The organism is Streptomyces sp. NPDC000151, assembly GCF_040301705.1.
Taxonomy (GTDB): domain Bacteria; phylum Actinomycetota; class Actinomycetes; order Streptomycetales; family Streptomycetaceae; genus Streptomyces.
Window position 1 is genome coordinate 1 of the sequence record NZ_JBEPFC010000110.1, and the last position, 25,725, is coordinate 25,725.

General features: G+C 72.3%; 21 protein-coding genes. 11 read left to right on the forward strand and 10 right to left on the reverse strand.

Features of this window, described 5'->3' with window-relative positions; all coding sequences use genetic code 11:
- Positions 1–10 precede the first annotated feature (10 nt).
- Together ABT381_RS25630 and ABT381_RS25635 are read right to left on the reverse strand one after the other, a co-directional pair.
- On the reverse strand, positions 11–205 hold the full coding sequence (locus ABT381_RS25630) for an early set domain-containing protein (protein WP_351598733.1): 195 nt from the start codon (positions 203–205) through the stop codon (positions 11–13).
- 14 nt (positions 206–219) lie between these two features.
- A complete protein-coding gene (locus ABT381_RS25635) occupies positions 220–1,137 on the reverse strand; it encodes a GNAT family N-acetyltransferase (RefSeq protein WP_351598735.1) in 918 nt (305 codons plus the stop codon).
- 258 nt (positions 1,138–1,395) lie between these two features.
- Here ABT381_RS25635 and ABT381_RS25640 point away from each other — a divergent pair, with 258 nt between their 5' ends.
- A complete protein-coding gene (locus ABT381_RS25640) occupies positions 1,396–1,941 on the forward strand; it encodes an FHA domain-containing protein (RefSeq protein ID WP_351598737.1) in 546 nt (181 codons plus the stop codon).
- Between the two features lie 30 nt (positions 1,942–1,971).
- Here ABT381_RS25640 and treY read toward each other — a convergent pair whose 3' ends face one another.
- On the reverse strand, positions 1,972–4,524 hold the full coding sequence (treY, locus tag ABT381_RS25645; protein WP_351598739.1) for a malto-oligosyltrehalose synthase: 2,553 nt from the start codon (positions 4,522–4,524) through the stop codon (positions 1,972–1,974).
- 121 nt (positions 4,525–4,645) lie between these two features.
- Here treY and ABT381_RS25650 point away from each other — a divergent pair, with 121 nt between their 5' ends.
- On the forward strand, positions 4,646–6,031 hold the full coding sequence (locus ABT381_RS25650) for an MFS transporter (protein ID WP_351598741.1): 1,386 nt from the start codon (positions 4,646–4,648) through the stop codon (positions 6,029–6,031).
- On the opposite strand, the gene glgX is transcribed toward ABT381_RS25650, so the two are convergent.
- A complete protein-coding gene (gene glgX / locus ABT381_RS25655; RefSeq protein ID WP_351598743.1) occupies positions 5,985–8,114 on the reverse strand; it encodes a glycogen debranching protein GlgX in 2,130 nt (709 codons plus the stop codon). The genes ABT381_RS25650 and glgX overlap by 47 nt on opposite strands.
- A gap of 528 nt (positions 8,115–8,642) precedes the next feature.
- Here glgX and ABT381_RS25660 point away from each other — a divergent pair.
- Positions 8,643–9,881 (forward strand): DUF5919 domain-containing protein, encoded by a 1,239-nt coding sequence (locus tag ABT381_RS25660; RefSeq protein WP_351598745.1) that lies wholly within the window; start codon positions 8,643–8,645, stop codon positions 9,879–9,881.
- 48 nt (positions 9,882–9,929) lie between these two features.
- Here the strand turns inward: ABT381_RS25660 and ABT381_RS25665 are convergent, their stop codons facing one another.
- The gene (locus ABT381_RS25665; RefSeq protein ID WP_351598747.1) at positions 9,930–10,694 is read right to left on the reverse strand and encodes an SDR family NAD(P)-dependent oxidoreductase; all 765 of its coding nucleotides are present in this window, start codon (positions 10,692–10,694) and stop codon (positions 9,930–9,932) included.
- 176 nt (positions 10,695–10,870) lie between these two features.
- On the opposite strand from ABT381_RS25665, the gene ABT381_RS25670 reads away from it, so the two are divergent.
- The gene (locus tag ABT381_RS25670) at positions 10,871–11,581 is read left to right on the forward strand and encodes a 3'-5' exonuclease (protein ID WP_351598749.1); all 711 of its coding nucleotides are present in this window, start codon (positions 10,871–10,873) and stop codon (positions 11,579–11,581) included.
- Positions 11,582–11,633: 52 nt separating this feature from the next.
- Here the strand turns inward: ABT381_RS25670 and ABT381_RS25675 are convergent, their stop codons facing one another.
- From ABT381_RS25675 to ABT381_RS25685, 3 genes are all read right to left on the reverse strand, one after another.
- The gene (locus ABT381_RS25675) at positions 11,634–11,981 is read right to left on the reverse strand and encodes a VOC family protein (protein WP_351598751.1); all 348 of its coding nucleotides are present in this window, start codon (positions 11,979–11,981) and stop codon (positions 11,634–11,636) included.
- A gap of 44 nt (positions 11,982–12,025) precedes the next feature.
- On the reverse strand, positions 12,026–12,919 hold the full coding sequence (locus ABT381_RS25680; RefSeq protein WP_351598753.1) for an SAM-dependent methyltransferase: 894 nt from the start codon (positions 12,917–12,919) through the stop codon (positions 12,026–12,028).
- Between the two features lie 79 nt (positions 12,920–12,998).
- On the reverse strand, positions 12,999–13,910 hold the full coding sequence (locus ABT381_RS25685; protein WP_351598755.1) for an aminoglycoside phosphotransferase family protein: 912 nt from the start codon (positions 13,908–13,910) through the stop codon (positions 12,999–13,001).
- A gap of 226 nt (positions 13,911–14,136) precedes the next feature.
- On the opposite strand from ABT381_RS25685, the gene ABT381_RS25690 reads away from it, so the two are divergent.
- The 5 genes from ABT381_RS25690 to ABT381_RS25710 all read left to right on the forward strand — a co-directional run bounded on the left by ABT381_RS25690 (position 14,137) and on the right by ABT381_RS25710 (position 19,923).
- Positions 14,137–15,063, forward strand: coding sequence for a carbohydrate ABC transporter permease (locus ABT381_RS25690; protein ID WP_351598757.1), 927 nt, complete (start codon positions 14,137–14,139; stop codon positions 15,061–15,063).
- Positions 15,060–15,905 (forward strand): carbohydrate ABC transporter permease, encoded by an 846-nt coding sequence (locus ABT381_RS25695; protein WP_351598759.1) that lies wholly within the window; start codon positions 15,060–15,062, stop codon positions 15,903–15,905. The genes ABT381_RS25690 and ABT381_RS25695 overlap by 4 nt, the downstream gene beginning before the upstream one ends.
- A 71-nt stretch (positions 15,906–15,976) precedes the next feature.
- Positions 15,977–17,278: an ABC transporter substrate-binding protein gene (locus tag ABT381_RS25700; protein WP_351598773.1), complete on the forward strand. Its 1,302-nt coding sequence runs from the start codon at positions 15,977–15,979 to the stop codon at positions 17,276–17,278.
- Positions 17,279–17,555: 277 nt separating this feature from the next.
- Entirely contained in the window at positions 17,556–18,758 is a 1,203-nt protein-coding gene (locus tag ABT381_RS25705; RefSeq protein ID WP_351598761.1) for a S8 family peptidase, read from the forward strand.
- A 145-nt stretch (positions 18,759–18,903) separates the two neighbouring features.
- On the forward strand, positions 18,904–19,923 hold the full coding sequence (locus tag ABT381_RS25710) for a LacI family DNA-binding transcriptional regulator (protein WP_467754160.1): 1,020 nt from the start codon (positions 18,904–18,906) through the stop codon (positions 19,921–19,923).
- On the opposite strand, the gene ABT381_RS25715 is transcribed toward ABT381_RS25710, so the two are convergent.
- Positions 19,920–20,981 carry a glycoside hydrolase family 43 protein gene (locus tag ABT381_RS25715; RefSeq protein WP_351598765.1) on the reverse strand — a complete coding sequence of 354 codons (1,062 nt, stop codon included), beginning with the start codon at positions 20,979–20,981 and terminating at the stop codon, positions 19,920–19,922. The genes ABT381_RS25710 and ABT381_RS25715 overlap by 4 nt on opposite strands.
- Before the next feature lie 29 nt (positions 20,982–21,010).
- Entirely contained in the window at positions 21,011–23,545 is a 2,535-nt protein-coding gene (locus ABT381_RS25720) for an alpha-L-arabinofuranosidase family protein (protein ID WP_351598767.1), read from the reverse strand.
- Positions 23,546–23,799: 254 nt separating this feature from the next.
- On the opposite strand from ABT381_RS25720, the gene ABT381_RS25725 reads away from it, so the two are divergent.
- Both ABT381_RS25725 and ABT381_RS25730 read left to right on the forward strand, forming a co-directional pair.
- Entirely contained in the window at positions 23,800–24,960 is a 1,161-nt protein-coding gene (locus ABT381_RS25725; protein ID WP_351598769.1) for a mandelate racemase/muconate lactonizing enzyme family protein, read from the forward strand.
- Positions 24,957–25,725: zinc-dependent alcohol dehydrogenase (locus tag ABT381_RS25730; protein ID WP_351598771.1), on the forward strand; the 769-nt coding region annotated here is incomplete at its 3' end. The genes ABT381_RS25725 and ABT381_RS25730, both read left to right, overlap by 4 nt.

Consider the following 25,725-nt stretch of genomic DNA (forward strand, 5'->3'; position numbering starts at 1 on the left):
ACCGGGCATTTTACACTCTTTCCCTCCCCGACGCTCTTCCGATCTCGCCGCCGTCCAGCCGGAAGGCGTACCGGTCCCCGTGGCGGGCCGCCACCTCGGCCCGCCACCAGCCCGTACGGGAAGGACAGCGCGTCATCGGAGCGGCCCGGTCCTCCCGTACGAGCTCCACCCGACCGGCGTCCGGTGCCCACACCTCGAAGAGCACGTGGTCTCCTTCCTCTACCCGTCGAAGAAAGCACGCTCCTGGGTGACGGGGTACCCCGCCTTGGCGAATGCCGCCGCCATTGGGGTGTTGTGCTGGTCCGTCTCGGCGACGATCCGGTCCACGCCGAGCGCGGCCAGCCCGCGTGTGCAGTCGGCCAGCAGGTCGTACGCGTAACCGTGGCCGCGCTGCGCCGGGACCACGCCGATGAACGCCACGATGGGCGCCGTGTGGTTGCGCGCCGGGACGTGCAGGCCGACGACCTCCCCCTCGGGCGTGTACGCCACCCGCCACCAGTCGCGCGGCGACGGGCACCAGTGGAAGAACTCCAGCTCCTCCCGGGCGGCCTGCTCCACGCCGCCCTCGGTGACGGCCCGCCGGGCGTGCGCGTCCAGCGAACCGCGCTCCACCTGGCGCAGCACGTCCAGGATCGCCTCGTCGTCCGGCTCCGGGCGGAAGACCAGCCGCCCCGGGTCCGCGGGCACGCCGCACTCGGGGGTCCAGGAGTACCGGAAGCGCTCGACCATCGGGCGCAGCCCGGCGGCCCGTACGACGTCCATACGGGCCTCGGCCGCGGCCCGCACGTCCCGCTGCGCACGCCAGCCGGGCGGCAGCATCAGCACGTACTCCGCCGACAGCGGAGCGGCACGCAGGAGCTCGGCCGCCGCGGCGGCCTCGCCGGGCGCGAAGTCCAGCCGGTCCAGGGAGATCGGGCGGGTGTCGTCCGGGCCGGCCCACCACGCGGCGCGCGCCACGACGACGCCGTCGCGCAGCGCGACCCACGTCCAGTCGGGGCGGTACTCGCCGCCGGCCGCGACCGTGGCGTACGGCCGGCCGAAGTGGTCGTGCCCCAGGAGCGGGGCCGTGGGGTCGTGCAGGGTGTGGAAGAGGTGCGCGTCGCCTTCGGTGAGCGCGCGGATGACCAGATCGGTCATGGGGGTACGAGTCCTCTCGGGAGGCGCGCTGCCGACGGCCCGTCAGCGTATGCGGCGGGCGGCGCCGGAGCGCGCGATCAGGTCGATGGCCGTGCCGTACATGCCGTCCCGCCTCCTTCCGCTCGCCTCACCGGCCCGCCTGCCGTGGGCCGTTCGCGTGCCCGCACACTAGCCGCCCGGCCCGCGCGGCGCGAGCGAATTTCCGTTGCCCCGGGTGCTGCCTGGACAGAAGGCCGGAAGCCGCCGGACAATCGCGCCATGACATCGCTCGAATTCCCGGCGCGACCGGCCCGTTTGTCGGATGCCGAGCGGGATCGCGCGCTGGCGCTGCTGCGCGAGGGCGCGGCAGACGGGCGGCTGTCCCAGGACACCTTCCTGCGCCGCCTGGAGCTGGTGCTCACCGCCCGGCAGCGCAGTGAACTGGACCGGGCGACCGGTGACTTGGCCACGCGTGGCCGCTTCGAGGGCGCCGTGCTGCGCGCGGTGGGCAAGGTGTCCGCTTTCCACATCATGGTCCGCAGGGCATGGCGCACGGAGCGCCTCCCCAAGCTGCTGCTGCCGTCCCCCGGGCCGTTCCCCCTCCTGATAGGGCGCGCCCCGGGTGCGGGCCTGCGGCTCAACGACGACACGGTCTCGCGTTCCCACGCCCAGCTCCGCACCTCCGGCGACGTCTGGCTGCTGCGCGACCTCGGCTCCATGAACGGCACGTACGTCAACGGCCGTCGCGTCCTCGGCGAGGTCGCCGTCAACCCCGGTGACCACGTCACCTTCGGCAGCGTGGCCTACGTGCTCACGGGGCGCTGACTCCGGGGCGCTGGCTCACGGGGCGCTGGCTCACGGGGCGTTGAGCACCAGTAGGGCCACCGGCCACCGGTCCAGGAGGGCGGCCAGCGGGATTACGGAGCCTTCGAAGTCGCGGCCGGTGAGCAGGTCGCGCCAGGTCGCGGACGGCCCGCCGGGGAGCTGGAGGGCGGCCGCGTGCCAGCCGCCGGACTCGGCGAGGCGAAGCGAGAGCCGGGTGGCCACGGTCACCGCGCGGTCGGCGCGGGCGAAGGCCACGCAGTGGCCGTACGGGTCGCCGGTGGCGTGCAGCGGCCGGTACGTGCCCTGCGGGCCGAACCACTCCGGGTGCGCCCGGCGCAGCCGCAGCGCCGTCGCGGTCAGCCGCAGCTTCTCGGCGGAGAGCCCCGGCGTGCCGTACGGGTCGCCGGCCGGGCCGCCGCTGCCGTCCCCGCCGCCGTCCACGTCGGCCAGGAACTCCGGCGAGAAGCGCGCGGGGGCGCGGTTGTCCGGGTCGACGAGCGCCAAGTACTCGTGCTCCGTGCCCTGATAGAGGTCGGGGACGCCCGGCATCGTGAGGTGCAGCAGCGCCGCGCCGAGCACGTTGGCGCGGATGAAGGGGGCCAGCTCGTCGGCGAACGCGGCCAGTTCGGCGGCGGCCGCGGCGCTGCACGGGCCCGCCTTCAGGAACTCCGTGACCGACTCCTCGTACCAGGAGTTCTGTTCGGTCCACGTGGTGTGCAGCCCGGCCTCCCGCACGGCCTTCAGTACCGCCGGCGCGAGCCGCTCGAAGGAGATGCCGCCGCCCGCCGGCCCCGGGGCACCCGCCGGCCCGCAGGAGGGGACGACCGCCGCGCCAGGAGCGGCCGCGGCGGTGCCGGCCAGCCCGAACGCCGTCTGCCAGGCCGTCCACGCCATCTGCGGATCGGGGTCGAGGCCGTCCATCGTGCGGGCCGCGCGGGCGTTCAGCCGGGTCAGCACCTCGCGCCAGCCTTCGGGGCACTCGCTGAGGGCGGCGAGGCGGGCCCGGACGTCGGCGCTGCGCTTGGTGTCGTGGGTGGACAGCACCGTTCCGGACGTGGGCCAGGTCTCCTGAAGGCGGGCGCAGAAGGCGTGGAACGCGGCCGCGGTGACCGCGGGCGCTCCGGGCTCGCCGCCGACCTCACAGGCGGACAGCAGGGGCGCGTACCGGTAGAACGCGCGGTCCTCCACCGACTTGGCGTGCAGCGCGGAGGCGGTCTGCGCGAAGCGGGCGGCGAAGTCGTCGTGGTCCGCGCTGTCGTCCCCGGAGCCGTCCCGCAGGCGGCCCAGTGCCAGGTCGCGCACGAGCGCCACGGAGCGGGCCTCCTCGCGCACTTCGAAGGCGGCGGCCGCGCCCTCGGCGGCCGCCGCCAGCATCGCGGCGTCCCGTTCCGCGCACCACGGGTCGTGCGCGTACGGGCGGTACACCGGGAGCCGGACGAGCAGTTCGTGCAGGGCGCGGCGCAGCGCCCACGGGGCGTGGTCGCCGTGGTGCGGCGCGCGCTCGCTGATGCGCGCCGCCGTACGCACCAGTCGGTCGACCTCGGCCGACAGCTCGTGGGTGACGACTTCGTACGCCGCCTGCCGTACCGTTTCCTCCCAGTCGCCGCCGCGGTCGGCCAACGGGGCCACGGCGTCGCGGTAGACGCCGAAGAGCCGGTCGGCGCCGTCCGGGCACACGAAGAGCCCGTCGATGTGGCGCAGCGCGTCATAGCCCGTGGTGCCTGCGCAGGCCCAGCTCTCCGGGAGTTGTTCGTCGCCGGTGAGGATCTTCTCGACCACCGTCCAGCGCCCGCCCGTGGCCTGCCGCAGCCGCGCCAGATAGCCCGTGGGGTCCGCGAGCCCGTCCGGGTGGTCGATGCGCAGCCCGTCGATCACGCCGTCCTCCACGAGCCGCAGCACCGTGGCGTGCGTCGCCCGGAAGACCTCGGGGTCCTCGACGCGGACCGCGATCAGCTCGGAGATGGTGAAGAAGCGCCGGTAGTTCAGCTCGGTGCGGGCCAGTCGCCACCAGGAGAGCCGGTACCACTGCGCATCGAGGAGCTGCGGGAGCGGCAGCCGCTCGGTACCGGGACGGATGGGGAACGCGTGTTCGTGGTAGCGCAGCACGTCCCCCTCGATGCGCATCCGGGGCAGCTCGTCGGCCAGCCGCCCGCCCAGTACGGGCATCAGCAGCCGTCCGCCGTGCCCGCCCTCCCAGTCGATGTCGAACCAGCGGGCGTAGGGGGAGGCGGGCCCGTCCCGCAGAACGGACCACAGCGGCCCGTTCAAGGAGGCGGGGGCCGGCCGGGCCATGTGGTTGGGCACCAGGTCCACCACGAGCCGCAGGCCGTGTGCGGCGGCCGTCCGGGCCAGCGAGCGCAGCCCCTCTTCGCCGCCCAGCTCGGCGCGGACCACGGAGTGGTCCACCACGTCGTAGCCGTGCGCCGACCCGGGGACGGCGTCGAGCACGGGGGAGAGGTGCAGGTGCGAGACGCCCAGGGCCGCGAGGTACGGCACGGCCTTCTCGGCCGCGGCGAACGGGAAGCCGGGCTGGAGCTGGAGCCGGTAGGTGGCGGTGGGCGGCGCGCTGAATTCGGGCGTCATGGGGACACACGTACCCGCGCGGTGCCTTGTTGCTTCATCCGATCGGGCGGGGTGTGCCCCGTTTTTCGTTCGTACGTCCTGCCCATACGGTGACCGGCCCCTCCACCGATAGCGTCGGGCGATGACCGCTGTACTGGCCACCTACCGCACCGTGCTCGCCACGACCGGCCCGGTGCTGCCCGCCGTCTCCTTCCTCGGCCGGCTGCCCACCGCCATGTGCCAGCTCGGGAGCGTCCTGCTGGTCACGGAGACCAGCGGCAGCCTGGCGACGGCCGGCGTGGCCGGCGGCGCGCTGGCCGCCGGGCAGACCGTGGCGGGGCCGCTCATCGGCCGGCTCGCCGACCGGCACGGCCAGCGCCCGGTGGTCCTGGCGGCCTGTTGGGCCAACGCGCTCGCCGTCACGGCCCTGGTGCTCGCCGCGCTGTCCCACGTGGCGACCCTCCCGCTGGCCCTCCTCGGGCTGCTCGCCGGGCTGACCGTGCCCCAGGTGGGGCCGCTCGCCCGGACCCGGCTGGTCGCCCTGGTACGGCGCTCCGGCGCCGACGAGCGCACGGTGAACGCCGCGCTCTCCTGGGAGGGCACGCTGGACGAGGTGTCCTTCGTGCTCGGCCCGGCGCTGGTGGGGGTGGCCGCGGCGGTCGCGCACCCGGCCGTCGCCCTGGGGCTCGCGGCGCTGCTGCTGGCGACGTGCGGCTCGGCGTTCGCGCTGCACCGGACGGCGGGGCTGACGGCGCCGAAGGGAAGCCGGCCGGGCGCGCGCACCGACGGGCCGGGCGCGCGCACCGACGGGCCGGGCGCGCGCACCGACGGGGCGGCTCCCCGGCCGCGGTGGCGGCGACACGCCGACGCGCGAGAACGCCGCAGGACGGCCCGGCGCGACCGCCCCCGCATCCCGGCCGGTGCGCACGCCCTGCGGGTCTCCATGGCCCTGCAGGGCGCCATGTTCGGCGCCTCGCAGGCCGGCATCACCGCGCTCACCGAACGGCTCGGCGCTCCCGGCCACGCGGGCCTGGTCTACGCGGCGATGGGCGTGATGAGCGCCGTGGCCGGGCTGTCGCTCGTCCTCGTGCCGGCCCGGATCGGCCTGCCGGCCCGCTGGCGGGCCGCCGCCGTGGGCCTGGCCGTGCTCTCCGTACCGCTGCTGTTCGTCGGCTCCCTGGGCGCGCTGTACGCGGTGGTCGTGGTGCTCGGCGTGGCCTTCGCGCCGCACCTCATCACGATCTTCGCGCTCACCGAACGGCTGGTGCCCGCGCGCCGGATGGCCGAGTCGATGGCCTTCCTGACCAGCTCGGTCGTCGGCGGGCAGGCGCTCGCGCTGGCCCTCTCGGGGCGGCTGGCCGAGTCGTACGGCCCGCCGGCCGCCTTCGCCGTCGCGGTCGCCGCCGCCGTCCTCGTACTGTGCCTGGCGCTGACCGTCCGCTTCCGTACGCCGCCGGAAGGGCCGGGCACACCGCTCCCCGTCAGGCCGGCCGCTGAAGCACCATCAGGCTCCGCCCCACCAGGGTGAGCGTGTCGCCGGCCCGCACCTTCGGGCCGCCCTCGGCGACCGCCTCCGGGCGCGCGGTGTCCACCACGGCCTGCCACTGCCGTCCGTGGTCCATCGGCACGGTGAACTCCTTCTCCTCGCCGTGCGCGTTGAACAGCAGCAGGAACGAGTCGTCGGAGATCCGCTCCCCGCGCTTGCCCGGCTCGGAGATCGCGCTGCCGTTGAGGAACACCGCCAGCGACTTGGCGTGCGCGGCCTGCCAGTCCCGCTGCCGCATCTCCTCGCCCTCGGCCGTGAACCACGAGATGTCCGAGAGCTCGTCGTGCGTGCCCTCCATGGGGCGGCCGTGGAAGAAGCGGCGCCGCCGGAACACCGGGTGGTCGCGCCGCAGCCACACCATCTGCCGCACGAACTTCAGCAGTTCCAGCGCCCCCTGGTCCTGGCCGTCCTCGCCCTCCTTGGGCCAGCGCACCCACGCCAGCTCGTTGTCCTGGCAGTAGGCGTTGTTGTTGCCCTGCTGGGTGCGCCCGAACTCGTCACCGTGGCTGAGCATCGGCACGCCCTGCGAGAGCATCAGGGTGGCGATGAAGTTGCGGATCTGCCGGCCCCGCAGCTCCAGCACCTCCGGGTCGTCCGTCTCGCCCTCGGCGCCGCAGTTCCAGGAGCGGTTGAAGCTCTCGCCGTCCCGGTTGTCCTCGCCGTTGGCCTCGTTGTGCTTCTCGTTGTACGCGACGAGGTCGTGCAGCGTGAAGCCGTCGTGGCAGGTCACGAAGTTGACGGAGGCGAGCGGCCGGCGCCCGTCGCCCTGGTACAGGTCGGACGAACCGGTCAGCCGGGACCCGAATTCCGCGAGCGTACGGGGCTCGCCGCGCCACAGGTCGCGCACGGTGTCGCGGTACTTGCCGTTCCACTCGGTCCACAGCGGCGGGAAGTTGCCCACCTGGTAGCCGCCCTCGCCGACGTCCCACGGCTCGGCGATCAGCTTCACCTGGCTGACCACCGGGTCCTGCTGGACCAGGTCGAAGAAGGACGACAGCCGGTCCACTTCGTGGAACTGTCGGGCCAGCGTGGCCGCGAGGTCGAAGCGGAAGCCGTCCACCCGCATCTCGGTCACCCAGTAGCGCAGCGAGTCCATGATCAGCTGGAGCACGTGCGGGCTGCGCATCAGGAGGCTGTTGCCCGTGCCCGTGGTGTCCATGTAGTACCGCGGGTCGTCGGTCAGCCGGTAGTACGAGACGTTGTCCAGCCCCCGGAAGGACAGCGTCGGCCCCATGTGGTTGCCCTCGGCCGTGTGGTTGTAGACCACGTCGAGGATGACCTCGATGCCCGCCTGGTGCAGCGCGCGCACCGCCGACTTGAATTCCAGCACCTGCTGGCCGCGGTCGCCCCAGGAGGCGTACGCGTTGTGTGGCGCAAAGAAGCCGATCGTGTTGTAGCCCCAGTAGTTCGCCAGGCCCTCGTCCGCCAGCCGATGGTCGTTGACGAACTGGTGTACGGGCATCAGCTCCAGTGCCGTGACCCCGAGCTCCCGGAGGTGGTCGATGATCACGGGGTGCGCCAGCGCCGCGTACGTACCGCGCAGCTCCTGGGGGAGCTCCGGGTGCAGCATCGTCAGGCCCTTGACGTGCGCCTCGTACATCACGGTCTCGTGGTAGTCCGTACGCGGGGGCCGGTCGTCGCCCCAGTCGAAGTACGGATTGACGACGACCGACGCCATCGTGTGCGGCGCCGAGTCCAGGTCGTTGCGGCTCTCCGGCTTGCCGAAGTGGTAGCCGTAGACCGCCTCGTCCCAGTCGATGGCGCCGCTGACCGCCCGGGCGTACGGGTCGAGCAGCAATTTCGCCGAATTGCAGCGCAGACCCTTGGCCGGCTCGTACGGGCCGTGCGCCCGGAAGCCGTACCGCTGCCCCGGCATGATGCCGGGCAGATACGCGTGACGGACGAACGCGTCGGATTCGCGGAGCTCGACCGCTGTCTCCGAACCGTCGTCGTGCAGCAGACACAGCTCGATACGTTGTGCCGCCTCGGAGAACACCGCGAAATTGGTGCCCGCACCGTCGTACGTGGCACCTAGCGGATACGCCTGTCCCGGCCAGACCTGCATGCGTCGACTCTTCCACTTCCTAGAGGGGCGCCGCGACGGACTCACGACCGCGGACCAAACCGGAATTCTTCCCCGATGAGCGAGGAACAGTGGGATGTTCGCGAGATCTTCGCCGAAAGGCAGGCAACCTGCCGCGAAACAGGGTCCTCCGACCGGGGGAACGGTCAGGTGTCCGACCGCGGCTCGCCACGTATGACGTCATAGTGCGCCGTAAGGGGCCTCGTGGGCGTGTCGCGACTCTTGAGCAATCAGTTTCGGCCTCGTTCCCGAGCGCCTTCCGAGCCGCCGGAGACTCCTGACGAGGGGTGTGACGAGGGGAGAGTCCGCCGGGACTCCCGTGCGGCTCCCGGTGACTCCGTCATGACTCCGCTATGACTCCGCTCACGTCCCCCTCCCGTTTCCGGACACAACGGGCACAGCGAATAAGGGGAGTTGGTGGAAGAGTCGGCTCATCGGGCTGCACCCCCTCCCGGACCCGCAGTAGGGTGCCTTGATCGTTGGCACGGGGGTTCGGAAGGCGGTGTACAGGTGAGCTCGGGCGGGTTGGAGTTGCCTCCTGGTGACGATGGTCATGAGGGCGGCTCCATCGACACACCGCCCGGCGCGGTGTCCCTCGCGCGCCCCATGGAGATCGGGGCGGAACTGGAGTGGGGCGCCGATGCCTGGAGCGAGGTCCGCACCCGCGCCAGACGCGCCGGGCGTGCGTACATCTGGCTGAATCTGGTCGAACAACGGCTGCGCGCCGTTGTCGCGGCCGTGCTGCGCCCCATCTACGAGCCGGTGCACGGCGACGAGTGGGTGGTCGCGGCCGCCGGGCCCGCCGGGCAGGAGTGGGTGCACCGCGCGGTCGCCGTACGGGAGGTCAGCCGCCGCAAGGGGTACCTCCTGGACCCCGCCGACGACAACATCCTCAGCTTTCTCACCCTCCCGCAGCTGCGCGAGCTGATGGTCCAGCACTGGCCCTGCTTCGAGCCGTACTTCGACGACCGGCGCGACGTCGAGCTGGGCCTGGACGAGCTGGAGGTGGCCCGCAACATCGTCTCCCGCAACCGCGCGCTCTCCGAGACGGTGCTCGCCCAGGCCGAACGCGCCTCCGCGCGCCTCCTGGAGATACTGGGCTCCGGCATCGGCACCCGTACGGCCGGGCGGCTGCCCATCGACGCGGTCGAGGACCTGGTCGGCGACCGCTACGCCGATGTCGTCGGCGTCCACCCCGACCGGGTGCGGCTGCAGCGCCAGCTGCCCGCCGAGGACCTCTTCGGGGGCGCGCGGCGGCTCGACGCGGTCGGGATAGGGCTGAACCTCCTCGTGCAGAACTACTCGGGCCGCCGGCTGGTCCGGCTCGCCGAGTCCGGCTGCCGGGTACGGCTGCTCTTCCTCAACCCGGCCAGCAGCGCGGTCCGCCGCCGCGAGCGGGAGCTGGGCCTGAAGAAGGGCGAGATGAGCCGCTCGATCGAGATGAACATCATGCACATGCGGCGGGTGCGGGCCCGGCTGCGCGATCCGAACGCGTTCGAGATCCAGGTCTTCGACGAGACGCCGCGCTTCACGGCGTACCTCGTCGACGGGGACGGCCCGGACGGCATAGCCGTGGTCCAGTCCTATCTGCGCAAGAGCCGGGGCATGGAGGTGCCGGTCCTGGTGCTGCGCGGCGGCGGCCGGGAGGTCGTGCGCCACGAGGACGGCCGGGAGAGCGACCACGGGCTCTTCGAGGTGTACCGCGAGGAATTCGAGAGCGTGTGGGCGGACGCGCGGCCGGTGTCGTGACCCGGTGCGCTGTGCCCCTGGTGCGCTGCGGCACCCGGGGGCGTCGGCTCAGGGCGTGCCCGTGATGCCGCCGTCGACGCGCAGCTCGATGCCGTTCACGTAGTCGGCGAAGGGGCTCGCGAGGTACAGCACCGCGCCCGCGATGTCCTCCGCGCGCCCCAGCCGGCCGACGGGGTTGGGCGCGTACCGGGCCGCACCCTCCGCCGCCGGCTCGCCGCGCTCCTCGAACATCCGGCGCATCGAGGGCGTTTCGATGACGCCCGGGCTCACACAGTTCGCCGTGATCCCCGTACCGGCGAGGTGCTGGGCCAGGCTCGTCGTCATGTTCACCACCGCGGCCTTGGCGGCTGAGTACTCGACCATGTTCGGCAGCGGCGTCCGCACCGCCCGGCTGCCGATGTTGATCACCCGGCCCCAGCCGTGCGCGCGGAGCGACGGCAGCAGCGCCTGCGTGAGCCGCGCCGCGGACAGGACATTCCCGTCGAAAGCGGTCCGCCAGTGCTCCTCCCGTACGCCGTCCCAGTCGTGCTCGGCGAACGGGCCCGCGTTGTTGACCAGGATGTGTACCCCGAAAACCCGCGCCGCGGCGGCCACCCGCTCCGCGCCGTCCGGCTCGACGAGGTCGCCGAGCACCACGTCGGCGCGGACGCCGTGCTCCGCGGCGCGGCGCGCGACCTCCTCGGCGGCTGCCGTGTTCCGCCCGTGCACCAGCACGTCACAGCCCTCGGCGGCCAGCAGCGCGGCGACCGCCGCGCCGATCCCGCCGCTGCTCCCGGTCACCAGCGCAGCCCGCCCGGCCAGTTGAAGATCCATGCCGGTCACCCTAGGGCCGCGTACCCGGGAAGGGGCGGGAGCCGGGGGCGTTGTCAGTGGTGCGTGGGAGAGTAAAGGCACACGAGATCGCGGACGGGCGAGGCCCGCCGATCGGGCGGGCCTGTAGCGGCCGCGGTCGCGTGCGACACGGGGGACGCACCACTGAAGGAGGCCGCATGAGCTGGCACAAGGAACCGCTGGTCGGCTTCGACCTGGAGACCACGGGCACCGACGTCGAGACCGACCGGGTCGTCACCGCGGCCGTCATCCGGCTCGACGCGGCGGGGCGGGCGGCCCCGGCGCTGAGCTGGGTGATCGACCCCGGCGTGCCGATACCGTCCGAAGCGGCGGCCATCCACGGCTTTTCGACCGACGTCGTGCGGCTGCGCGGCCGCCCGGCCGCCGAGGGCCTGGCGGAGATCACGGACGCGCTCGAAGCGGCGCTGCGCGCGGGGACACCGCTGGTGGTGATGAACGCCCGGTACGACCTCTCGCTGCTGGACCGCGAGTGCCGCCGGCACGGCATACCGCCGCTGTCCGACCGGCTCGGCACGGACCCGGCCCCGGTCGTCGACCCGCTCGTCCTCGACAAGCACCTCGACACGTACCGAAAGGGCAAGCGCACCCTCCAGGCACTGTGCGCGCACTACGGCGTGACGCTGGACGCGGCGCACGAAGCGGGGGCTGACGCCGTGGCCGCCGTCGAAGTGGCCCGCCGGATAGGTGCGAAGCATCCGGAGGTAGCGGGCCTGTCGCTGCCGGCCCTGCACGCCCTGCAGCGCAAGGCGGCCGCCGACCAGGCCGCCTCCTTCCAGCGCTACTTGCGCCGTACGGCCGACCCCTCGGCCCGTGTGGAGCCGGCCTGGCCGCTGATACCGCACGGATGAGGCGCGTATGGATGAGGCGCGTATGGATGAGGCGCGTATGGGGGAGCGGGCGTCAGCGGTGCGCCAGTACGTTGACCACCCGGCCGTTGGGGTCGCGGACGAAGAAGCGCCGCACGCCCCACTCCTCGTTCTGCAGGGGATGGACGATCTCGGCGCCGCTCTCCCGCATGGCGGCATAGGCCGCGTCCACGTCGTCCACCTCCACGCTCAGGTCGGGGACGACCGGGGCCGTCAGGTCATGTGTCATCAAGCTGACCTGGGAGGCCGGGCTGGACGGGGAGGCGAGCGTCGTGATCCATCCGAGGTCCATGACCTCCTCGAACCCCAGGAGTCCGTAGAAGTCTCGGCTTTCGCCCACCGTTTCGGACTGGACGTTGGGCACGACACGGCGAATGGCCATCGGTGTCTCCATCGGTGTCTCAAGTGAGAGGACGGAAAAACACCTTAGGGGCGCGGGGCGGGTCCGACCGGGACGAGAGTGAGATAGGCGATGCCGAGGAGGTCGCGGTAGCCGGAGAGCCAGGAGGCGCGGTGGGCGTCGGCCCGCTCACGGCTCTCCGGGGCGAGCGGGTGGTCGGGGTGGGCGGCGAGCCATTCCTCGACGTCGTAGCGGTAGCCCGACTCGAACGCCTCCCACTCGTCGCCGTTCGCCGTCTCCACCCAGGCCGGGCGGAAGCCCTCCTCGACGGCGAGGTCGACGAGTTCGGCCAGGCTCAGGTGGTCCTGGGCGGTGGCCCCGGGCCACATCCGGGCCAGCTCGGCCGCGGCCGGCGGGCGCTGCCAGAAGCCCTCGCCGTACAGCACGCGGCCGCCGGGGGCGACGAGCCGGCGTAGCTCGCGCAGTACGGTGCGGAAGTTGTGCGGCGACTCGGGGCCGCTCACGGCGTGGCCGGAGCCCAGGCAGAGCACGAGGTCGGCGGGGCCCCGCGTGGTCCCGTGCCCGGACTCCTCGGCGAACTCCACGCGCCCGGCGAGCCCGCGGGCCGCGGCGTTGGCCCGGCCCCTGGCCAGGTCGTCGGCGTTGAGGTCGATGCCGAGCCCGGTGGCGCCGGGCGCCGCGTCGAGCACCCGCAGCATGAACTCGCCCCAGCCGCAGCCGAGGTCGAGCACGGTGGCCGGCCGGGCGGCGGCGACCCGCCGGACCATCCGCTCCGCCCGCTCCTCGGACAGCGGCCCGTGGAAGGCGAGCTGCGACAGCCGCGGCGGCCCTGCCGTCTCCGCGGGCTGCGCCGCCTGCGCCGCTTCTGCTGTCTGCGCCGCCTGTTCCGCTTGTGCTGTTTGCGTCGCCTGTGCCTGCGTCGTGCGCGCAGTGGGTGTGGTGTCGCTGGTGTCGGGCATGGGCCGGGACGTTAGCCCGCGGGCGGGCGCGAGCGACACTGAATATTGGTGCTGCGCCTCAGAATATTGGTGCTGCGCCTCAGAACGGGTACCAGCGCACCGCCGCGTCCCTCTCCCGCAAGGAGGCGATCCGGCGGCGGAATTCCTTCAGGGCCGCGGGGTTGCCCGGGGCGTGCTGGGAGACCCAGGCGCAGCTGGCGGTCTCGCGGGAGCCGCGGAGCACGGCGCAGCCCTCCCAGTCCCGCACGTCCCAGCCGTAGGCCCGTACGAAGGTGTCGTACGCGTCGGCGCCCAGGCCGTACCGGTCGCGGCTGAGCGCCATGACCACCAGGTCGTGCTCGCGCAGGTCGCGCGAGAAGGTCTCCAGGTCGACCAGGACCGGGCCGTCCGGGCCCACATGGACGTTACGCGGCAGCGCGTCGCCGTGGATGGGGCCGCGCGGCAGGTGCGGCTCCAGGGCCGTGGCCGCGGCGGCGAAGGCGTCCCGGCGGCCGCGCAGATACTCCGCGTCCTCCCGCGACACCGCGTCCCCCGCCAGCCGCAGCCAGCGCTCCACGCCGCCCAGCAGCTCCCGCCGGGGCAGCGCGAACGGCGGCTCGGGCAGCGCGTGCACCCGCCGCAGCAGCTCGGCGAGGTCACCCGGCCCCGCAGGCCGTATCGCCTCGGGCAGTCGCTCCCAGAACGTCACGGGATGGCCGTCCACCAGCCGGGCCGCCGGTTCCGCCGCGCGCACCGCCGGTACGCCCGTCTCGGCCAGCCAGCCGGCCACCCGCAACTCCCGCTCGGCCCGCTCCAGCAGCTCGGCGCTGCGGCCGACCCGGATCACGGGGCCCGTGTCGCCGAGCGCGAAGACCGCGTTCTCGCCCAGTGCGAGCAGCTTCGCGTCCGCCGCGGCTTCCGGCCTTCCGGCCGCGGCCAGGACGTCCCGTGCGCGCGCCTCCGTGAAGGGCGTACCCGCCACGGAATCCGCTCCGCCACTCGCCTCGGTCATGGTGCTCCGCCTCCTGCAGCGTCTCGATCATCCACAGTCTCTCAGGAGGGTCTGACAACCGGTCCCCGCGGCCTTCCCGCATCCCGTTCTCGCGGTCGTACCTGTTGACGGCGCCCCCCGCTGTCACGACGATGACGACGGCTGTCCGCGCGTCTGGGCGCGCCCGGCCGTTCCGTATCGGATGTACCGGACGTTTCGGACCGAGCCGCGCCAAGGAGCCCCTGCCGTGACCCTCATGACCGCGGCGAAGCGGTCAGGCCCCCGGGCCGGTGCCGGACCGCGCCGCGACCACGGCGTGTGGTTCCTCGTGCTGCCCGCGCTGATACCGATCCTCGTGCTGAGCGTCGGCCCGCTTCTCTACGGTGTCGCGCTGGCTTTCACCGACGCGCAGTCCGGGCGTACCGAACCCACCCAGTGGGTGGGGCTGCTCAACTTCGCCGACCTGTTCCGGGACACGCTCTTCTGGGACTCCTTCCGCATCGGGCTGGTCTGGGCGCTGGGCGTCACCGTCCCGCAGTTCTTCCTGGCGCTCGGCCTCGCCCTGCTGCTCAACGAGAAGTTGCGGCTGCGCTGGCTGGCCCGGGCGCTGGCCATCGTGCCGTGGGCGATGCCCGAGGTCGTGGTCGGCATCATGTGGCGGCTCGTGTACCACCCGGACGCGGGCGTGCTCAACGAGACGCTGCGCGGCCTCGGGCTCGGCGACGGCCGCGACTGGCTGAGCGGCCTGGCGACCGCGCTGCCCGCCGTCATCGTCGTCGGCATCTGGTCGGGCCTGCCGCAGACCACCGTGCCGCTGCTGGCCGGCCTGCAGAACGTGCCGCGCGAGCTGCACGAGGCGGCGGCGATGGACGGGGCGGGCGCCTGGCGGCGGTTCCGTACGGTCACCTGGCCCGCGCTGCGCCCGGTGGCGCTGGCGATCAGTGCGCTGAATTTCATTTGGAATTTCAACTCCTTCGCGCTGGTCTTCGTGCTGACGGACGGCGGGCCGGGTGGGCGCACTCGGCTGCCGATGCTCTTCGCGTACGAGGAGGCGTTCCGGTACGGGCAGTTCGGTTACGCGGCGGCGATGGGGCTCGCGATGGTCGCCGTCGTCGCGATCCTGCTGGCCGGGTACCTCGCGGGCCGCCTGCGCGCCGGGGAGGACGAGCGATGACCACTCGCCGCAGGCGTACGGCCGCCACCCGCGCCGGCCAGTACCTCGCCCTCCTCTGTTACCTGCTCTTCCTGCTGCTGCCGTTCCTGTGGCTGGTGTCCACCGCCTTCAAACCCCCGCGCGAGCTCGGCAGCATCGACCCGACCTGGGTGCCGCACGATCCGACGCTCGCCAACTTCCGTGCCGCCTTCGACGAGCAGCCGCTGCTGCGCTCGGCTGCCAACAGCCTGCTCGCGGCGGCGGGGGCCGCGCTGCTGGCCGTCGTGGTGGCCACCCCGATGGCGTACGTGCTCGCGCGCTTCCGTACGCGGCTGGCGCGGGCCGCGACCGGGTGGGTGGTGGTCAGCCAGGCGTTCCCCCTGGTGCTGGTGATCATTCCGCTGTTCCTGCTGCTCAAGGCCGTGCACCTGGTGGACTCGCTGGGCGGGCTCACGCTGGTCTACGTGGTGTGGTCGCTGCCGTTCGCGCTGTGGATGCTCACCGGGTACGTACGGGCCGTGCCGGCCGAGTTGGAGGAGGCGGCGGCCGTGGACGGTGCGGGCCGGGTGCGCACGCTGGTCTCCGTGACCGCTCCGCTGCTCGTGCCCGGGATCGTCGCCACCGGGTTGTTCGCCTTCATCACCGCCTGGAACGAGTTCTTCTTCGCGCTCGTCCTGCTCAAGTCGCCGGAGAAACAGACGATGCCGGTCGTCCTCACGCACTTCCTCGGTGCGGAGGGCGCCGCCGACCTCGGCCCGCTCGCCGCCGCCGCGCTGCTCGCCACCGTGCCGAGCCTGCTCCTCTTCGCCGTCATCCAGCGCCGCATCACGGGCGGGATGCTGACCGGGGCGGTGAAGAGCTGATGCCCGAGCCCGCCGGCGCCCCGATGTCCGGGCCCGCCCGCGCGCCGATGCCCGAGCCCGTTCGCGCGCCGATGCGCCGTCGCACGTTCCTGGGCGCCGTCGCGTCCGTAGGCATCGCCACCGCCTGCTCCAGCGGTCCGAAGGCGTCCGGCCCCCGCCGCCCCCTGCGCTTCCAGTCGCTGGCCTGGCAGGCGGAGTCCGTACGGGCCAACAAGGCGCTGGTCGCCGAGTGGAACCGGCAGCACCCGCGCAGCCCCGTCGAGTACGTGCAGGGCGCCTGGCCCACCGTCCACGACCAGCTGCTGACCGCCTTCGAGGGCGGCGAGGCGCCCGACATCATCCACGACGCCTCCGACGACCTCGCCGACTTCGCGTACGGCGGCTACCTCGCCGACCTCACCGGACTGCTGCCGGACCGGCTCACCGCCGACATCCCGCGGCACAGCTGGCGGACCGGCACGTTCCAAGGGCGCGTCTACGGGGTGCCCTTCCTCCAGGAGCCGCGCGTCCTGATGGCCAACCGGAAGCTGCTGCGCGCCGCGTCCGGGGTGCGCGTGCCCACACCGGAGCGCCCCTGGAGCTGGGCCGAGTTCCGGGCAGCGGCCGAAAGGCTGACCCGGGAAGGCCGGGAAGGCCGGGACGGGCGCCAGTACGGCGTCGCCTGGCCCCTGAAGGAGCCGGTCTCCGCGACCCTGAACCTCGCCCTGTCGACCGGCGGCCGGCTCTTCCACCGCCGCGCCGACGGCCGCTCCGAGGTCCGCTTCGACGCGGCCGACCAGGTCGTGCCGCGGACCGTCCGCGACCAGGTGCACGCCGACGGCAGCGCGGCCCGCAGCACGCTCGGCATGGGCGGTTCGGACACGCTCCCCGGGTTCTTCGCCGGGCGGTACGCGATGGTGCCGCTCGGCTTCTCGTACCGGCAGCAGATCGTTCAACAAGCCCCCAAGGGCTTCGAGTGGACGGTGCTGCCGGCGCCCTCAGGGAGCGCGCACGCCCAGGGAGTGAGCCCGCAGACGCTCTCGATCGCCGCCGACTGCCCGCGCAAGGAGGAGGCGATGGCGTTCGTCGCCTTCCTGCTGCGCCCGGACAACATGGTGCGGCTGGCGCTCGGCGACTGGATGCTGCCCACGGGCACCGAGGCACTGCGCGATCACCGGCTCAAAGAAGCGAAGTACGGCTGGGCCACGGGGACGGCGCTGGCCGGCACGCTCCGGGCCGCGCCCGCGCAGTCCGTACGCGGTTATCCGGAGTGGAAGGACAAGATCGCCACGCCGGGGCTGCAGGAGTACTACAGCGGCGCGATCGGCTCGGAAGAGCTGCGCGGCCGGCTGGTGGACGACGGAAATCTCGTTCTCGCCCGTTATCAGCGCTGAGCGACGCACGGGTTTCGCAGGGTGATTATTTCCCCATGTTGCCGCAATGTGACGGGAGTTGAGGCAACCAGAGTCAACTCAAGCGCTCAATTTGACCGGGTGTGACGGTATTTGCATTTTTGTAAGGTTGTTGCCTATGTCACACCCGCGGGGGAGTCTTGAATTGGACGCGTCAATCAGTCAGGGTTTCGAGCCAGCCCGCCGCAGATTTTCTCGTGCGGCCGGGCCACAACGCAACGCTTTCCCCCCACACCACCAAACGAGGAGAACCCTCGCTATGGCTCACAAGCGTTCCAGCAAGAAGCGGCTGATCACCGGCATAACCGCCGTCGTCGCCGCGACCGGCATCGCGGCCGTCACCGCGGTCACCGCCGACGCCACCCCCGCAGAGGGCAAGATCTACGGCGCGAGCGCCAAGTCCGCCGTCAGCGGCAGCTACATCGTCATGCTCAAGGACCAGGCCCGCACGGCCGAGAACAAGGACCTCGCCGCGGAGTACGGCGGCAAGGTCAAGCGCAACTACAGCGCGGCCCTGGAGGGCTTCTCGGCCACCGGCCTGAACGAGACCGAGGCCAAGCGGCTCGCCGCCGACCCGGCCGTCGACAAGGTCGTCCAGAACAAGAAGTTCTCCATCGACGCCACCCAGGACAACCCGCCGTCGTGGGGTCTGGACCGCATCGACCAGGAGGACACCGCGGGCGACAGCAAGTACAACTACCCGGACAGCGCGGGTGAGGGCGTCACCGCGTACGTCATCGACACCGGCGTGCGCACCACGCACAAGGACTTCGAGGGCCGCGCGTCCTCCGGCTTCGACGCGGTCGACAACGACGACAGCGCCGACGACGGCAACGGCCACGGCACGCACGTCGCGGGGACCATCGCCGGTGCCGCGCACGGCGTCGCCAAGAAGGCCAAGATCGTGGCCGTCCGCGTGCTGGACGACCAGGGCTCCGGCACCACCGAGCAGGTCGTGGCCGGCATCGACTGGGTCACCAAGAACCACCAGGGTCCCTCGGTCGCCAACATGTCCCTCGGCGGCGGCGCCGACGAGGCGCTCGACGCGGCCGTCCAGAAGGCCATCGACTCCGGTGTCACCTTCGGCGTCGCGGCCGGCAACGAGTCCACCGACGCGGGCCAGGGCTCGCCGTCCCGCGTCAAGGACGCCATCACGGTGGCCGCCAGCGACAAGGACGACAAGCAGGCCGACTACTCCAACTTCGGCAGCATCGTCGACATCTATGCCCCCGGTACCGACATCACCTCGGACTGGAACGAGGGTGACGACGCCACCAACACCATCTCGGGCACCTCGATGGCCACCCCGCACGTCGTGGGCGCCGCCGCGGTCTACCTGGCAGGTCACCAGGACGCCAAGCCCGCTGACGTCACCAAGGCGCTGACCGACGGTGCCACCGCGGACAAGATCTCCAACCCGGGTGAGGGCACGCCGAACAAGCTGCTGAAGATCGTCGAGTAAGCCCTCGACACGTCGAGCGAGCAACCCTCGACACCCGCCCGGTATCGGAACGCCGGGCACAGCTGCCGGCCGTCGCGCTCGCCCCCACGGGGCGCGGCGGCCGGCGGCGTCGAGCGGGAAAGGCGGAGTGCGTAGCATGGCGGGTGTGGCGCACACGGTGGGTATCAAGGATGTCGCACGCCAGGCAGGCGTCTCCATCGGCACGGTCTCCAATGTGATCAACCGTCCCGACATGGTCGCGAAGGAGACCCGCGAGCGGGTGCAGGCGGCCATCACCGCGCTGGGCTACGTCCGCAGCGAGTCGGCGCGCCAGCTGCGCGCGGGCCGCAGCCGGATCATCGCGCTGCTCGTGCTCGACATGGGCAACCCCTTCTTCGTCGACGTCGCGGCGGGCGCGGAGCGCGCCGCGCGCAAGGAGGGGCTGGGCGTGATGCTCTGCAACAGCGCCCAGAGCCCGGCCGAGGAGGCGGAGTACCTCTCCCTCTTCGCCGAGCAGCAGGTGCGCGGCGTGCTGATCACGCCGGCCGACCTGACCGGCGGCACGCTCGCGCGCTTCCGGCCCCGCAACATCCCGCTCGTCTTCGTCGACCGCGTCCTCGGCAGCGCCGAGGGCTGTTCGGTCTCGGTGGACGACGTGGCCGGCGGCGCGCTGGCCGCCCGGCACCTCGTCGAACAGGGCCACGAGGGGCTGGTCTACGTCAGCGGGCCGATGTTCCTGACCCAGTGCCAGGACCGGCGTACCGGGGCACTCCAGGCGCTGCGCGAGAGCGGCCTGCCGGAGTCGGCGCTGCGGCACATCGAGGCGGAGCGGATGGACGTCGCGGCGGGCCGGGACGCGGGCGCCCGGCTGCTGGGCATGTCGCCCCGGCCGACCGCGGTCTTCTGCGCCAACGACCTGCTCGCGCTCGGCGTCTTCCAGGCGCTCTACAGCGCCGGCCTCGCGGTCCCCGACGACATCGCCCTGGTGGGGTACGACGACATCGAGTTCGCCGCGGCCGCCGCCGTGCCGCTCACCTCCGTACGGCAGCCCGCCCGGCTCATGGGCCGGACGGCGGCCGAGATGCTGATCGAGGAGACCGGCGACCGGGCTGCGGACCACGAACACCGGCAGGTCGTGCTCGCCCCGGAGCTGGTGGTCCGCGCCTCGACCCTGACGACCCGCTAGCGGACGGTGTCCGCGACCGGCACGCCGAAGTCCGGTGTGCCGTCCGCGTGCCAGCCCAGCCGCTGGACGCGGGTGTGCCGGTTGGGGTCGTTCAGCGGGTCGCCCGTGATGTCCTTGTACTGCCGGGCGTGGTAGACGAGGACGTCGGTGCGGCCGTCCTCGGCGACCGTGAAGGAGTTGTGCCCCGGGCCGTACTGGCCGGTGGTCTCGTTGCTGGTGAAGACCGGTACGGGCGACTTGGTCCAGGAGGCCGGGTCCAGCAGGTCGGCGCGCGCGTCCGCGGTGAGCAGCCCCATGCAGTAGTTGCTGTCGGTGGCGCTGGCGGAGTACGTCAGGAAGACCCGGCCGTTGCGCTGGAGCACCGAGGGGCCTTCGTTGACCTTGAAGCCGCGGGTCTCCCACTCCAGCGTGGGCGAGGAGAGCCGCACCGGCGGGCCGCCGAGCGTCCAGGGGTTGGCCAGCGGGGCGATGTAGACGTTGGAGTTGTTGACGATGCCCGGCTCCTGCTGGGCCCAGATCAGGTACCGCCGGCCGCGGTGGGTGAAGGTGGAGGAGTCCAGCGAGAAGGTGTCCCAGGCGGTGGCGATCTGCCCCTTTTCGACCCAGGTTCCCTGGAAGGGGTCCGGGTGGGAGTTCTCCAGGACGTACATCCGGATCTTCCAGATGTCGTCGGACCGGCCGGCCGCGAAGTAGACGTACCAGCGGCCGTCGATGTGGTGGATCTCCGGTGCCCAGATGTGGGCGGCCATCTCGCCGGTGGTGTGCTTGCGCCACAGCACGCTCTCGCGCGCGTCCGTCAGGCCGCGCAGCGTACGGGACCGGCGCAGCACGATGCGGTCGTACTCCGGGACGGTCGCGGTGAAGTAGTAGAAGCCGTCGGTGTGGCGGTGGATGTGCGGGTCGGCGTGCTGCCTGACCAGGGGGTTCGGGTAGGCCGCCGCGGGCCGGTGGCGGCCGGCGGACGCGGCGTGGGCGGCCGTGGCGGGCAGCCCGGCGGCCGCGGTCACGGCCAGCGTGCCCAGCAGCACGCCTCTGCGGCTCGGTTCGGTACGGGACATCCGGTGCTCCTTCATGGCGGGTGGGCGGGTCAGCCGGTCTTGATGCGGAGGAACGTGACCGAGTGGGCCGGGAAGGTGTGGGTGAACTGGCGGCCGACGCCGCGCAGGGTCGACTGCCGGGGCGCGATCGGCTGTTCGTCGGCGGTGTTCACCGCGTCCGGGGCGCCCTGGAGCGTGGTGAGGCGGGCGGTGGACGCCACCTTCCGCGCGCCGAGGTCGATCCGCGTCCGGGCGGCCGCGTCCTGCGCGTTGACGACCTTCACGATCAGCTCGCCGGTCTTCTTGTCCTCCGTCACGACCTGGCGGAAGGGCTCGGCCTTGGCGTCGTCGGTGAAGCCGCCCCACTTCTTGCCGTCGAGGTACAGCGTCACCTGCCGCCCGCGGACCTGCACCTTCAGGTCGTAGCTCCGGCCGGTCTCGATCTTCGTGCCGTCCTCGGTCAGCGTCTGCTTGGCGCCGTCGGTGGTCTTCTCCACGGCCGAGCGGGTGTTGCCCCAGCCGCCGAGGTTCCACCAGTAGTGGTTGCCGGTGTCCTTGACGCCGAAGGCGACCATGAAGCCTTCCTTGCCGGACTTCTTGGTGGCCTTCACGTGCAGGTCGTAGTTCTGCCAGCCGGGGTCGCCCGCGGTGACGAGGGTGTTCTCGGCCGCGGCGTCGGACTGGACGTACGCGCCGTCCTCGACCTGCCACGTGCCGCGCCCGGCCGCCTTGGTCCACTTGCTGTCGCCGCCGGAGAAGTCGTCGCCGAAGAGCGTCTTCCCGTCCGCGCCGGTGACCTGCACGTCGTCGTACGCGGCGCCGGTCGCCCAGGTGGACAGGCCGATCGCGCCGGTGATCGGGGCTGTGGTGGCCGGGGTGCCGGAGGCGGTGCTCGGGACGACGCGGTCGCCGGCGTTGTTCATGAACAGCTTCTGGACCTCGTAGTTCGCCGAGCTCCAGGACTTCTGGCCGTCGAACCAGATCATGTCGGGGCGCCACTGCACGGAGTCGGTGCGGGCGAGCAGCGGGGCGTAGGAGGCGAGCTTGACGACGTCGGCGTTGCGTTCCAGGCCGGTCATGAACGCGGCCTCGGACAGCGCGTTGCCGAAGCGGTTGTCCTGGGAGGCGTACTCGCCGAGGAAGACCTTGGGGCCGCCTCGGTCGTAGGAGTCGTAGCGCTCGTTGTTCTCCAGGAACCACTGCGGGCTGTTGTAGTAGTGCTCGTCGACCATGGCGACCTTGGCGTCACGGTTGAGCTGCCAGGCCCGGTCGAAGGTGGTGCCGCTGTCATCGGGCCCGGAGTTGCTGATGACGGTGACGTCCGGGTACTTGGCCTCGATGGCGGCGCGGAACTCCTTGAAGCGGGCGAAGAACGCGTCGGGGACGTTCTCCTCGTTGCCCACCTCCAGGTGCGTGAGGTGGAAGGGCTTCGGGTGGCCCATCGCGGCCCGCTTCTTGCCCCACTCCGAGGTCACCGGGCCGTTGGCGAATTCGATCAGGTCCAGGGTGTCCTGGACGTGCCGCTTCAGCAGCGCAGGGTCGTCCGTCACCTTGTTCTCGCCGCACCCGGTGACCAGCGCGGGGACCACCGGCAGCGGCATCGCGCCGATGTCCTCGGCGAACTGGAAGTACTCGTAGTAGCCGAGGCCGTAGGACTGGTTGTAGCCCCAGAAGTTGGCGTTGGTGGCGCGCTGCTCGACGGGGCCGACGGTGTCCTTCCACTGGTACGAGCGCCTGCGCTGGTAGCCGGACGCCTCGTCGTACCCCTCGTGGCTGCCGGTGTTGACCAGGCAGCCGCCGGGGAAGCGGACGAAGCCGGGGTGGAGGGCGGCGATCTTCTCGGCGAGGTCCTTGCGCATGCCGTTGGGGCGGTGCTTGAAGGTATCGCCGGGGAAGAGGGAGATCATGTCGAGTGCGACGGGGGCGCCGGAGGCGACGGTGAGCCGGCCGGTGGCGGAGGTCCGGGTGGCGGTGAAGGCCGCCTCGTACTTCGTCCAGCCGCCGCGCGCGGTGACGCGGCGGGCGGCGGCGAGCTCGCCCGAGGCGTCCCGCAGGGTGAGCGTCAGCGGCGCGCCCGCCGCCTCGCCGGTGCGGGCCCAGACCGAGAAGTCGTACCGCTCGCCCTTCCGCACCGCGATGCCGCCGCCGTAGCCGGAGTTGGTGACGGAGGAACTACCGCCCAGGGAGAGGTAGTTGCGGTTGCGCGCGTTCAGCCGGCCGTCGTCGTTCACGACCTTCGCGGTGCCGCTCGTACTCCAGGACGTCAGCGGGGTGTAGGCGGCGTTGTCGGCGCGGTCGTACTCGAAGGAGCGGTTCTGCAGGAGTTCGGCGTACAGACCGCCGTCGGCGGCCCGGTTGATGTCCTCGAAGAAGACGCCGTACATGGTGTCGTCGATGGCCGGGCCCTGGCGGGCGGAGTCGACGTTCAGGGTGTAGTCGGTGACGTCCGCCGCCGCCGGGGAAGCGGCGAGGGCGGGCGCCGCGAGCGCGGCGACCAGGGCTCCGGTGAGGAGGGCGAGGCGGCCGCGTCTTCGCGACCGGGGCCGTGAATTCGCGGATGCGGGAGAGGGTGCCGTGGTGGGCATCGTGCGCTCCTTGACGGACTGTTCGAAGGAACGGGCTGTTCGAGATATCGGACAATGCTCGGGATATCGCCCAGTGAGGATCGCGTCCGACCTGTCGCCCCGTCAACACCTCTGAATGCGCACGCGAAATCCGTGCGGGGACCGTTGACACCGCTCCCGTCGTGGCATTACCTATCTCGCAGCATTTCGAACGTGTGACGAAATTTCGAACGCGAAGCAGCAAGGACACCGCGAGCCGCGAAGGGGCACCTCCCGTGCGCATCACCGGAATCACCACTCATGTCGTCGGGACGCCCTGGCGCAACCTGACCTACGTCCAGGTCCACACCGACGAGGGCCTCACCGGCGTCGGCGAGACCCGCATGCTCGGCCACACCGACGCGCTCCTCGGCTACCTCCGCGAGGCGGAGGCCAACCACATCGCGGGCTCCGACCCGTTCGCCGTGGAGGACCTGGTGCGCCGCATGAAGTACGGCGACTACGGGCGGGCCGGCGAGATCGTGATGTCCGGCATCGCCTGCGTGGAGATGGCCTGCTGGGACATCAAGGGCAAGGCGCTGGGGGTGCCCGTCTGGCAGCTGCTGGGCGGCAAGGTCACCGACAAGGTCAAGGCGTACGCCAACGGCTGGTACACCACCGAGCGCACCCCGGAGGCGTACCACAAGGCCGCCCAGGCGGTCGTCGAGCGCGGCTACCGGGCGCTGAAGATCGACCCGTTCGGCACCGGGCACTTCGAACTCGACCACGAGCAGACCGTGTACGCGGTCTCGCTGATCGAGGCGGTACGCGACGCGATCGGTCCCGAGCGGGAACTGATGCTGGAGATGCACGGCCGGTTCAGCCCGGCCACCGCCGTCCGGCTCGCGCACGAGATGGCGCCCTTCAAGCCCGCCTGGCTGGAGGAGCCGGTACCGCCGGAGAACCTCAAGGCGCTCAGCAAGGTCGCCGCCAAGGTGGACATCCCCGTCGCCACCGGCGAGCGCATCCACGACCGCATCGAGTTCCGCGAGCTGTTCGAGTCGCAGGCCGTCGACATCATCCAGCCCGACGTCGGCCACCTCGGCGGCATCCTGGAGACCCGCAAGCTCGCCGCCACCGCCGAGACCCACTACACACTGATCGCGCCGCACAACGTCGGCGGCTCCGTGCTCACCGCCGCCTCCCTCCAGGTCGCCGGCTGCACCCCGAACTTCAAGATCCTGGAGCACTTCAACGACTTCGCCGACGCGGAGATCAAGAAGGTGGTCAAGGGCGCCCCGCAGGTCGTCGACGGCTACTTCGCGCTGCCCGACGCGCCGGGCCTGGGCGTCGAGCTGGACACCGAAGCGGCCGCCGAATTCCCGCAGCAGCAGGCCCGGTTCGACCTCTGGGCCGAGGGCTGGGAGAAGCGCGCCCCCGCCGGGACGGACCGGTGACCGGCCGCGCGCTCGTCCTGGACGCGCCCGGCGCGTACCGCATCGTCGACGCGGCCCCGGCCGATCCCGGCCCCGGCGAGGCCCGCATCCGGGTGCACGCGTCCGGCGTCTGCGGCAGCGACCGCGAGCTGTACCAGGGCACGCGCCCGGCCGGGTACGTGCGGTACCCGGTGATCCCCGGGCACGAGTGGTCCGGCACGGTCGAGGCGGTCGGCGAGGGCGTACCGGAGGCCCTCATCGGCCGGAAGACCGTCGGCGAGGGCTTCCGCAACTGCCAGGTGTGCGCCCGCTGCCACGCGGGCGAGACGACGCTGTGCACGGCCGGGTACGAGGAGACCGGGTTCACCCAGCCCGGCGCGATGGCCGACACGCTGCTGCTGCCCGCCCGACTGCTGCACCCGCTGGCCGACGGCGCCGACCTCACGGCCGCCGCGCTCCTGGAGCCCGCCGCCTGCGTCGCCGCCGCGGCGCTGAAGGCGGAGGCGCGGCCGGGGGAGCGGGTGGCGGTGGTCGGCACGGGCACGCTCGGCATGATCGCCGTACAGTTCCTGGCCGCGGCATCGCCCGCCGAGCTGCTGGTCGTCGGCATCGGCCGGGACCGGGAGAAGCTCGCGTACGACTTCGGCGCGACGTCCTTCCGTACCGCCGACGAGCCGGCGCCCGACGACTTCGACGTCGTCATCGAGGCCGCGGGCTCCGCCGACGCGGCCCGCACGGCGGCCGGGCTGCTCCGCCGCGGCGGCCGGCTGGTCCTCACCGGCCTCC